General features: G+C 61.3%; 10 protein-coding genes. 6 read left to right on the top strand and 4 right to left on the bottom strand.

Annotated features, from left to right (window positions below):
• Positions 1-147 precede the first annotated feature (147 nt).
• Positions 148-561: a MarR family transcriptional regulator gene (locus M5B42_RS16525; RefSeq protein WP_248746437.1), complete on the top strand. Its 414-nt coding sequence runs from the start codon at positions 148-150 to the stop codon at positions 559-561.
• A 9-nt stretch (positions 562-570) separates the two neighbouring features.
• On the opposite strand, the gene M5B42_RS16520 is transcribed toward M5B42_RS16525, so the two are convergent.
• Entirely contained in the window at positions 571-1,548 is a 978-nt protein-coding gene (locus M5B42_RS16520) for a LysR family transcriptional regulator (protein WP_177100451.1), read from the bottom strand.
• 180 nt (positions 1,549-1,728) lie between these two features.
• On the opposite strand from M5B42_RS16520, the gene M5B42_RS16515 reads away from it, so the two are divergent.
• On the top strand, positions 1,729-3,261 hold the full coding sequence (locus M5B42_RS16515) for an MFS transporter (protein ID WP_248746436.1): 1,533 nt from the start codon (positions 1,729-1,731) through the stop codon (positions 3,259-3,261).
• Between the two features lie 14 nt (positions 3,262-3,275).
• Here M5B42_RS16515 and M5B42_RS16510 read toward each other — a convergent pair whose 3' ends face one another.
• Complete coding sequence (locus M5B42_RS16510) at positions 3,276-3,908, bottom strand: TetR family transcriptional regulator (protein ID WP_248746435.1); 633 nt, start codon at positions 3,906-3,908, stop codon at positions 3,276-3,278.
• 81 nt (positions 3,909-3,989) lie between these two features.
• Here M5B42_RS16510 and M5B42_RS16505 point away from each other — a divergent pair, with 81 nt between their 5' ends.
• The 4 genes from M5B42_RS16505 (at position 3,990) to dapF (ending at position 7,353) form a co-directional block, all read left to right on the top strand.
• Complete coding sequence (locus M5B42_RS16505) at positions 3,990-4,655, top strand: O-methyltransferase (protein WP_152738675.1); 666 nt, start codon at positions 3,990-3,992, stop codon at positions 4,653-4,655.
• A 134-nt stretch (positions 4,656-4,789) separates the two neighbouring features.
• Complete coding sequence (locus M5B42_RS16500; RefSeq protein ID WP_177100459.1) at positions 4,790-5,857, top strand: NAD(P)-dependent alcohol dehydrogenase; 1,068 nt, start codon at positions 4,790-4,792, stop codon at positions 5,855-5,857.
• A 210-nt stretch (positions 5,858-6,067) separates the two neighbouring features.
• Complete coding sequence (locus tag M5B42_RS16495) at positions 6,068-6,517, top strand: hypothetical protein (RefSeq protein WP_152738669.1); 450 nt, start codon at positions 6,068-6,070, stop codon at positions 6,515-6,517.
• A 20-nt stretch (positions 6,518-6,537) separates the two neighbouring features.
• Entirely contained in the window at positions 6,538-7,353 is an 816-nt protein-coding gene (dapF, locus tag M5B42_RS16490) for a diaminopimelate epimerase (protein WP_248746434.1), read from the top strand.
• A gap of 154 nt (positions 7,354-7,507) precedes the next feature.
• Here the strand turns inward: dapF and M5B42_RS16485 are convergent, their stop codons facing one another.
• On the bottom strand, positions 7,508-7,837 hold the full coding sequence (locus M5B42_RS16485) for a DHCW motif cupin fold protein (protein ID WP_177100461.1): 330 nt from the start codon (positions 7,835-7,837) through the stop codon (positions 7,508-7,510).
• A 400-nt stretch (positions 7,838-8,237) separates the two neighbouring features.
• Entirely contained in the window at positions 8,238-10,607 is a 2,370-nt protein-coding gene (locus M5B42_RS16480) for a hypothetical protein (protein ID WP_248746433.1), read from the bottom strand.
• Positions 10,608-10,636: the final 29 nt, after the last annotated feature.

Genomic DNA, 10,636 nt, shown 5'->3' with positions numbered 1-10,636 from the left:
TCGGCCATGACCTGAAAAAACCTTGTTCTCGAGGCGGTCACAGGCATAATTACTGGCTCGACCTTTGCATTAGAGAGTGATCAGTCCTTGAAATGTGCGCCACCCAGTCTTGACAGCCCCCAGACCAGCAGTTGCGCGAACGGTGCTGTGCGCCGTGCGTCCCGGCGCCTGGGACAAATCTATGACGAAGCGTTCGCAGCCTGCGGCCTGAAAGCTACCCAGTATTCCCTGCTGTCGCATATCGCCCGCGCCGACCGGCCGAAAATGCGTGACTTGGCCCAGTCCCTGGTGATGGACCTTTCTGCACTCGGCCATACCCTCAAGCCGCTGGTGCGCGACGGGTTGGTGGTGTTGCAGGTGGACGAGCTCGACCGGCGCAGCCGGCGCGTGCTGCTGACCGAGGAAGGCCAGCGCAAATACGAAGAAGCCCGGCAGATCTCCCAGCGGATGTCGTGCCGTTTCGAGCAGGCATTCGGTGCAGAGGAATCCCTTCAACTGCGCAAGACCCTGGATTTTATAGCCTCGGATGACTTCGCCCGCTCATTGCTCGGCAACGACTGAGGTACGGGATCAGCGCTCAGCTCCATCGCGAGCCAGCGGACTCTCGCTCCTGCGGGCATAGAGACACTCCTGCGCGAGGGTCGCGCGCAGTTGCACCGCCTCCTGCTCCAGCCGCTCGCACATGAAATCCACGAACACGCGAATCTTGCGCGACAGCTGACGGCTCGAAGGCCAGACAATGCTCATGCTGTCCGGAGGGATCAGATAGCCATGCAGCAGGCAGCGCAGCGAGCCGTCGGCCAGGGCCTCGCGGGCGAGGAAATCCGGAATGACGCCCAGACCAAAGCCCTTGAGCAGTGCCGCAAGCACCATTTCCATATTGTTGCTGATCATCACCGTGCGGGTCCGTGGCTCCCGCGCGCCCTCCTCGCGCAATAACGGAAAGTCCAGCAGCTTGCCATTCTTGAAATAGCGAAAACGCACCGCCAGGTGATCGTCCAATTCAGCCGGGGTCTGCGGCGTGCCATGGCGTTCCAGATAAGCCGGCGCAGCGCACAGCACTGGTTGCACGCCCGGCAACGGTCGGCTCATCAGCCGCGAGTCCGGCAGTTCGCCGCTGCGAATGGCGATGTCCACGCCTTCCTCGATCACATCCACCAGTTTGTCGCTGAAGTCGAGGTCCAGTTCGATATCAGGATATAGCGCCATGAACGCCGTCAGTACCGACTGGAACAGATGATAGCTGGCCGCCGGCATGCTGATGCGCAAGCGCCCACGGGGGATTTCCGTGGACTGCGACAAGGTCGCCTGGGCGTCGTCGAGGTCATCGAGGATGCGCCGGCAACGCTCCTGGAACACCCGGCCCTCGTCGGTCAGACTGAGGCTGCGGGTCGAGCGTTGAAACAGCCGCACGCCCAACTGCTGTTCAAGCCGGGTCACGCCCTTGCCGACGGCCGAAGCCGACAGCCCCAACGCCCTGCCCGCCGCGACGAAACTGCCCAGTTCGGCCGTGCGGATAAAGGCCATCAAGCCACTCAGTCGATCCACCTGCCGCCTCCTATTCGATCCTTTTATTCCGATATGGGCGGAATTTTTACCGCTTTTTGCCAGATTACCCGCTCTTTAAAATCCTTGCATGTTCCGACAGCCCGGACAAACCAGCAAATCGCGGCCGTCGTCTCGCTTGCCCAGGGCAGATACACCTGCCCGCTACAAGGATCTCTCAAGATGCCCATTCCACTCTTGCTTCAACAGAGGCTGATACTGCTGGCCGTGTGCATCACGGCCATCACCATGCCCTTCAACTTCACCGCGGCGGCCGTGGCCCTGCCCGCCATCGGCCGCACCTTCGGCGGCTCGCCGATGGAACTGAACTGGGTCACCAACGCCTTTATGCTGACCTTCGGCAGTTGCCTGATGCTGGCCGGCGCGCTGGCGGACAACTATGGCCGCAAGAAAGTCTTTATCGGCGGCGTCAGCGCTTTTGCCCTGCTCGCCGCGGCCTTGCCCTTCGCCTCGAGCCTGACGCTGTTCGACGTCCTGCGCGCAGCCCAGGGACTGGCCGCCGCGGCCGCCTTCTCCAGTGGCATGGCCGCCCTGGCCCAAGTCTTCGAAGGCCCGGGACGCATCCGGGCGTTCAGTTTCGTCGGAACCAGCTTCGGTATCGGCCTGGCCTTCGGCCCCGTGGCCGCCGGCGTGATGATCGAGGCGTTCGGCTGGCAGGTGATCTTCCTGCTGATCACCGTGCTGGCGGCGATTTCACTGATCCTGGCCACGCGCTATATGAACGAGTCGCGCAACCCCGAGGCGGCCGGTATCGATTGGCCCGGTGCAATCACCTTCACCTGGGCGCTGGGGATCTTCACCTTTGCCATCCTCAAGGCGCCGGAAAGCGGTTGGGCCGATCCGCTGGTGCTTGGGTTGTTCGCCGTCGCGCTGCTGTCCTTCGCCGCCTTCGTCATCATCGAACAGCGGGTCGCCCAGCCGATGCTCGACCTGACGCTGTTCCGCTTCCCGCGCTTCGTCGGCGTGCAGTTGCTGGCGGCCGCACCGGCCTATTCCTTTGTGGTGCTGCTGATCCTGCTGCCAATCCGTTTCGTCGGCATCGAAGGCATGAGCGAGGTCGCGGCCGGCTGGTTGCTGGTCGCGTTGTCGGCGCCACTGTTGGTATTGCCGATTGTCGCAGGCTACCTGACTCGCTGGCTGTCGCCCTCGACCTTGTGCGGCAGTGGCTTGCTGGTGTGTGCCGCCGGGCTGTTCTGGCTGGGCCATGTACCGGTGGGCAGCAGTACCACCGCGCTGGCCTGGCCCATGTTCGTCATCGGTGTCGGCATCAGCCTGCCCTGGGGCTTGATGGATGGCATGGCGGTCAGCGTGGTACCCAAGGAGCGCGCCGGCATGGCCACCGGTATTTTCAGCACCACCCGGGTGGCCGGTGAAGGTGTGGCCATTGCCGTCGTCATGGCGCTGCTGTCGGCCTTCACCGCCAGCCACCTCGGCGGTACGGTGACACCCGATATCGTCGGCGCCGCACAGCATCTGGCCACCGGCGATCTTGCCGGCGCCATGCAATTGCTGCCCGCCGCCGGACGCGCGGCATTGGCCGAGGGCTACAGTGCCGCGTTCAGCACCTTGCTGTGGGTACTGACGGCTATCACCGTGCTGACGGCCGCCGTGGTGTTTCTGTTTCTCGACCGGAGCTCGGTCGAGAATGACAGCGATACCGAACGGGATGACCAGGTGCTGGATCAGGCGGCCTGATCCGACGAGGGCTATCAACAGTGTCCGAGGCCTCGCAGGTAGGCGCAAAACATTTCGGCCATGGCATCCGCATAGGTTTCGATCTGCGCCGGGGTCCGTGGGCTTTCCGAAAACTGCTTGCCCACCGAACTGAGCGTCACCTTGATCAGATCGCCGGCCACGGCCCGGGTCGCCTCCGAGGCTTCGGGCAGCACCTCGCGCATGAACACTTCGACAGCCTGTTTGCCCGCCGCCCTTACCTCCTGCGCCTCGGGTGCATCGCGATAAAACGGCGCAGCGTCATCCAGTGCCACGCGCACCTCGGCCTCATCGCATTCGGAGCGGATAAAGACGTGAACCAGCAGACGCAACCGTTCCAGCGGCGGATTACGGGTGTCTTCAAGGATGCCGCGCAGCATCTCGCTGGTCTCGCGCCACTCATCGCTTTGCAGGCGGAAGAGGATCGCGGCTTTGTTCGGGAAGTATTGATACACCGAACCGACACTGACCCCGGCCCGCTCAGCCACCCGCGTAGTGGTAAAGCGGCGCATGCCCTCCTTCGCCAAAACCTGAATAGCCGCTTGCAGAATCGAATCGACCAGATCATTGGATCGAGCCTGCTTGGGCTGTTTACGTGAGGAAATCCGCGTACTTGGGCGATCGGTCATGGGCAAGGCTCGCAATGCGAATAGAAAACATGAAGGTTTATTCGCATTATAAACCCTCACCGACCCCACTTGGAAAATCCCATGAAAACCCTGACCCAAGCCCCCCTCGCGCCCCTGCTCGACCGCCTGTTCGCCGAGGCCGATGAAACCTGGCCAACCCTCGTCGCCGCCGCCGGCAATATCTCGGAAGAAGAGCGCGTGCGCCTGATGCGCAGCAAGACCGACTACCTCGAGTTCTATACCCGCCTGAAGGATTTTCCCCTGGCGGTCTCGCGAGAGACCGGGACACTCCTGTATATGCTGGCGCGCAGTTGCACGGCGCGGACCATTGTCGAATTCGGCACCTCGTTCGGCCTCTCGACCCTGCACCTCGCCGCCGCCCTGCGGGACAATGGCGGCGGCCGCTTGATCACCAGCGAATTCGAGCCATCCAAGGTGCTACGGGCACGGAACAACCTGGCGCTCGGAGGGCTGCTCGACCTGGTGGATATCCGCGAGGGCGATGCCTTGCAAACCCTCAGTGTCGACCTTCCGGAAAGCATCGACCTGGTCCTGCTCGACGGTGCCAAGGCGCTCTACCCCGAGATCCTCGGCCTGCTGCAGAGCCGCCTGCGGCCTGGCGCGCTTATCATCGCCGACAATGCCGACCATAGCCCCGAGTACCTGGCACGGGTGCGCAATCCTGCCGAGGGTTACCTGTCCACGCCGTTCGCCGAAGACGTCGAACTGTCCATGTGGCAGGGCTGAGCCAACCGGGGGGGCTTGCGGAAACGGATAGACCGGCTTGTCTCCCTGTCTCAGGATCGTCATCCGCCTGAACGATTCAGTGGCTATGCTGGTCAAGTTATTTCCTGCCCCATGAAACCCAAGGTGACGACGCCATGACCAAGACGTATAGCTACGCGGCCCAAAATCCCAAGGATTCACTCAAGCCTTTCACCTTCGAACGTCGCGCTCCCGGCGCCGACGATGTGCAGATCGAGATCCTCTACTGCGGCGTCTGCCACTCCGACCTGCACACCGCGCGCAATGAATGGCACAACACCTTGTACCCGTCGGTACCGGGGCATGAAATTGTCGGCCGGGTTACCGCGATCGGTGCCAATGTCAGCAAATTCAAGGTCGGCGACCTGGCCGGTGTCGGCTGCATGGTCGACAGCTGCCAGCACTGTGCATCCTGCGTCGAAGGTGAAGAGCAATATTGCGAGAGCGGCTTCACCGGCACCTACAACGGCCCGGTGTTCGGCGGTGAAAACACCTATGGCGGTTATTCGGACAATATCGTCGTCAAGGAAAAGTTCGTCCTGCGCATTTCCCACGGTGAAGCCAATCTGGCAGCCGTCGCGCCGCTGCTGTGTGCCGGCATCACCACCTATTCGCCGCTGCACCATTGGAAAGTCGGTCCTGGCAAAAAAGTCGGGGTGGTCGGTCTCGGCGGCCTGGGGCATATGGCGGTGAAAATCGCCCATGCCATGGGCGCGCATGTGGTGCTGTTCACCACCTCGCCGAACAAGCGCGAAGACGGCCTGCGCCTGGGCGCCGATGAAGTCGTGGTGTCGAAGAACCCGGATGAAATGGCCGCGTTCGCCAACACCCTGGACTTCATCCTCAACACCGTGGCCGCGCCCCACGACCTGGACGCCTTCCTCGCCCTGCTCAGGCGCGACGGCACCATGACCCTGGTCGGCGCCCCCGACAGTCCGCACCCTTCGCCTTCGGTGTTCAACCTGATCTTCAAGCGCCGCAGCCTCGCCGGTTCCCTGATCGGCGGCATCCAGGAAACCCAGGACATGCTGGACTTCTGCGCCAGGCACGGGCTGGTCTCGGATATCGAGATGATCGATATCCAGGACATCAACGAAGCCTATGGCCGCATGCTCAAGGGCGACGTCAAATACCGTTTCGTGATTGACATCAAGAGCCTGAAGAAAGAAGCCAACGCGGCCTGAAGCCCTTCCCCCCGGCACCGCGATGACAGCGCCGGGCGCGCTGTCATCGCCGGCTTCCGAAGCCGACTATCCACTCCTGAACCTGGTGAGGTACTGTAGGACCACGACGCGTGATCCATCGGTGGCTGCAAGAGCGAAAGCGAATGCCGGTGGCTAAGCAAGACAGGGTTGAACCGAAAGGCAAATCCCTAAATTCAAGATGAGATCAGAATGTTCAAGAAAGCTGTTTTTTGCCTGTCCCTCCTGGCAACTGCAAGTTCCGCCTACGCCAACGACGCCATTGCCTACAAAGACGAGTTCGAGAACCAATACAGTCAGTGCATTGAAAACAAGTTGGCCTCGGATTGCTGGAGCAAGGCTTTTTCCGGACACTTTGACAAGTGGCAAACCAAGGAGAAGGATCTCATCTCCAAAAGCCAGAACACACTTTCCGCCTGGCTCGGGAAACATGAAATATACAAAATACACTTGACCCCCAAAGAGACCAAAGGTGAAGTGTTTGAAAACAGAGCCTATCTGATCGAACGCGATGACGGGCAATTAATCGGTATTCATATCGGTTTCAGGCAGGTGCAAGGCCAGTGGTACGTGTCTGAACTCCTGGTCAATGCCGACGACGCCTTTATCAGATCCATACTGGATATGCCCAAGATAAAATAAGGCGGAAAAACAGGCCCCGTATGACGCTGAACTTCGTAAAGATGCATGCCCACGGCGACGATTTCGTTATTGTCGACCTGCGCGGCAAAGTCGATCCGATCACTCCCGAGGTGGCTCGTCGCCTCGGTGATCGGAATCGAGGCATCGGTTTCAATCAGTTGGCCGTGGTACTCGACTGCGAAGAGGCGGCGGCACGCTTGCTGTTCTGGAACCCGGATGGTTCCAGGCTGGAAACCTGCGGCAGTGCAACCCGTGGCGTGGCGGATATGTTGATGCGTGAGGCGAATAGCACTTCGGTTCTGCTCAGGACCGACCGCGGCTTGCTGACCTGTGTCCGTGAGTCGGATCAGCGGGTGTCGGTGGACATGGGCAAACCTTCGCTCGATTGGCAGTCGATCCCGCTTGCCGAAGAGGTCGACACCAACCGCTTGCCGCTGCCCGGAAGCCCCACGGCTTGCAGCATGGGCAATCCGCACTGCACCTTCTTTGTCGAGGATCTGGCAGCGGTCGACGTGGCGGCTTTTGGCCCCACGGTCGAAACCGATGCGCTGTTCCCCAAGAAGACCAATGTGCATTTCGTCCAGGTCATCGACCGTGGCCATATCCGTTTACGCATCTGGGAACGTGGCGGCGGTATCGCCCTGGGCTCGGGTTCCTGCTGTTGCGGGGCGGTCGTGGGCGGGATTCGTCGTGGCCTTCTGGACGATACCGTCGAGGTGGAGTGCGACGGTGGAACGGTGCAAGTGAAATGGGATGGCGTCGGTGGCGTTGTCCTGACCGGGTCGGTTGAACCGACTTGCTCCGGAACCATTGCGAGCCATTTTCTGCAGACCTAGGTCCCTCTACTGATCATAGGGGCAAACACAATACCTGTGGGAGCAACTGTCTTGAGCGTTTTTTGAAAGCCATTTCAACGGACGGTCAAGCTCCCCCAGTTCCAGGCCATGCAATTTCTTAAGGAAATAACCGCAGCCATATTAGACGACGTGCTCAGTCCACAATAAACAACTTGGCCCCGTTGGTAGTGGATGAACGATGCCCCTCGTTATTGTTGCCGACCTGATAGCTCATCCCCGCAGCCAGTGTAAACCGACGGCCATCTTCCAGCTCCGTGTCCAACTCACCCTCCAGGCACAGCAGGATATGTCCTCTCCAGCACCAGTGGTCGGCCAGGTATCCGGGACTGTACTCGACCATCCGCACACGGGTAGCACCAAACTGACAAGTCCGCCAATAGGCGGTGCCTGTCTGGCCCGGATGGGCGACGGGCTCGATAGTCGACCAATCAGTCGTGCCGAAGGGGATAGCAGTCAGGTCCATGGAGCAGTTCCTTGCCGAGAAGAGCCGCAAACCGTACCAAACCACCAAGGCGCCAGATAGATACAGATGAACAGGATCGGCGGCATACACGCCTCGAATACTGACGAAACACGAGACCTGTAAAGGCTCATTCATCATCCCTTCTGGCGACTTTCCGTCCGCGCCCTTTTAGCCGCCACAAAAGCGACGATCTCTTCAACCTCTCGGGGTGTCAGGGTTCTCTTCAAGTACAACTGCGCAACCTCGCACATCCGCTGGACCTCCAGGGCTTCATCGTTATCCGGTGTATTGGCCATCATCCGCTCCTGAGTCCAACATCCTCGCGATGCCCAAACAGATAGCCTATTTCAACCCAAGGCGCCAGCCCTGGACGGTTGGCGCCCTGCGCTTCCTGGCCGGCCTACACCGTCAAAAACAACGCCGAAGTCCAGACCCTCGACTGATCCCGCTGCCGCGCACAGATAAACAACGGATGCTCACGCCCCGCCTCCAACCGCAACGCCGCCAGCTCGATCCGCCCTTGCACCTCTCGCGGCAACAACGCGTCGGTTGTCCGCTCCAGGGACACCTTCAACTCCGCCCCCGGCAGTTCCTCGATCACCTGCCCCTGGGCCAGCAGTTGCTCACCGGACAATTCCATCAGCACCGTCGGAGCATGCACATAAGGTTGCGGTTCGGACGGGTCGCCGACCTTGATGTAATTGTCGATACGGCTGCGAATCTGCAGGGTCGCCCCCACCAGTTGCGACAGGTCGATCTCGATGCTGTCGGTATCGCCATTGGTATCGGTGCGAAACGCCAGTGTCGTCGCATCCTTGCGCCATACGGTCTGCTCGGGATGGTCGAGCCCCAATGCGCGGAAGCCCTTGATCACCGCGCCAGTGACCTGGATCTCACCCGTCCAGTAGGCACCGCGATAACGGTCCTTGATCCGTGCACCACCCAACCGCAGGCGAATGCCGTGCCCCGAGAAACCCAGTTCCTCATGCAGGTTGCGCGACCAGACCCGCTGCTCGCCGTCGAACAACTCGACCTGATCCCAACCCGCCTCCCCCAGCAAGCGATAATCCAGGCTCGCATCCGCCCGTGCAGTGAACACCTCACCCATAAAGTGCGCACCCTGGCGCAGGCTGGCGAACGAGCGCTCGCCGGTGGTGGCAAAGGTCCGACGGGCACGCAATGCCTTGCCGACGCTGTCACGGTCAAAACTGTCGGCGACCACCCCGGTCAGCCCGCCACGGGAACCGAACACCGCCGTGGCCGGCACACCGCCGCCGCAACGGCCCTGGTGTTCATCGCTGTTGGCGGCAGCCCCCACCCGATATCCACGTTGCAAGGCTTCGGCGTAGACCCAATGGAACTGCCCCCACGCCGAGCCCACTTCAATCAGACGTTCCAGTTCCGGATGATGCCAATCCAGGTTGCAACGACGCCCACCCACGTGCGGCATCATCAGATGGCCTTCGGGGTCCTTGGCATAGGCGGCATACAGCTCGTCCACCGGCCAGGCGCCGGGCTTGATGGTCCCGGCAGTAAACTCGTTCCATTCGAAGGAACGAACCAATCGCCCCTGGTTGTCGAAAGGAAACTCCGGCTTTCGACCGTGCAGGAACACCACATTGCGGTCACCGCCGGCGCAGGAATTGCCGCACCATTCGGTCCCGGGATAGCAGACAAAGCGACCCGGCTCATTGAGCTCGTGGATCAACTTGACCGCCTGGTCCCAGCGCTGCTCGGTGATATTGAAGTCGTTGGCGGTATAACCGAGCACATCGAGCCCGGCGACGTCACGGCCATAACTGAGGTTGTACAAGGTGTCATTGGTGCCCACGGTGTCGTCGGAATGCACATGCAGGTCCGCATAGAGCGGACGCAATGCCGTACCCGCCGGGTCGACCGTCACAAAGGCCCGGGCCCCGCGCACAAACGCCCCCTGCACCTCCGCTGACAAACGCCACTCGCCCACCGCGCCGAACTTCAACCCCTCAAGCCGGGCAATCGCCCAACCTTCGGCCGCCAGGCGGAACGGCTGTTGCCGCTGTTCGCCTTCAGGACCGGTCAGGGTCAATAGCCCTTCCAGTGGCAGCTGGCGACAGGTATTGCCCCAGGTATCGTCGACCCGCAGCAGCACGTCGAACGCTTCACCCGCGCTGACCAGCCGCGGCACGATCAGTTGCACGCTTTGCGCCGGTCCCGGGACGATATCCAGCAACGGATCACCCGGCACTTCGGCAAACTTCGAGCTGCCCAGCGGGTCGATAAACAAGCGGAAACGGAAGTCCTTCTCGACGAAACTCTGTACCCGCGTACCCGCGCCGCCCTGGCGTCGGTCACCAAGGCGGATGACGATACGGTCGCCAGGATTGAGGTAGCCGTCGACGATATCGATGATCACGGCTTTCTGGAACGGCCGCTCATGGCCCTTCTGGTCGAAACGCACCTTGAGGTGCTGCACCGTGGCCTGGCTCTGCCCCGGCACCAATTCACCGGCCTGATATTCGGCACTGACGTAGTTGGGACCGGCCGGGTTCGAGGTCTGGAACAACGCCCAGTCGGAGTAGAACTTGAACGCCAGCTTCAACCAGGCACCGTCCGCCAAGCCGCTGCCACCGACCTCGTAGACCAGGGTGATCTCGTCCCATTGGCCGGCCACCAGGGTCTGCCGATCACAGCTGATCGCCCCCAGGAACGGGCGTTGCTTGTTGCGTTCATACAGGCCTTGCGGGGCAATGTAGTGCCCGGCTTCGCGGGGATCGAACTGGTTACTCACATGACACCTCGTATGGGTTCAGCGAAGGT

The organism is Pseudomonas sp. MWU12-2037 (genome assembly GCF_023242345.1).
Lineage (GTDB): Bacteria > Pseudomonadota > Gammaproteobacteria > Pseudomonadales > Pseudomonadaceae > Aquipseudomonas > Aquipseudomonas gingeri_D.
The sequence above is the reverse complement of the archived record's forward strand: the minus strand, read 5'-3'. Positions and strand labels throughout refer to the sequence as shown.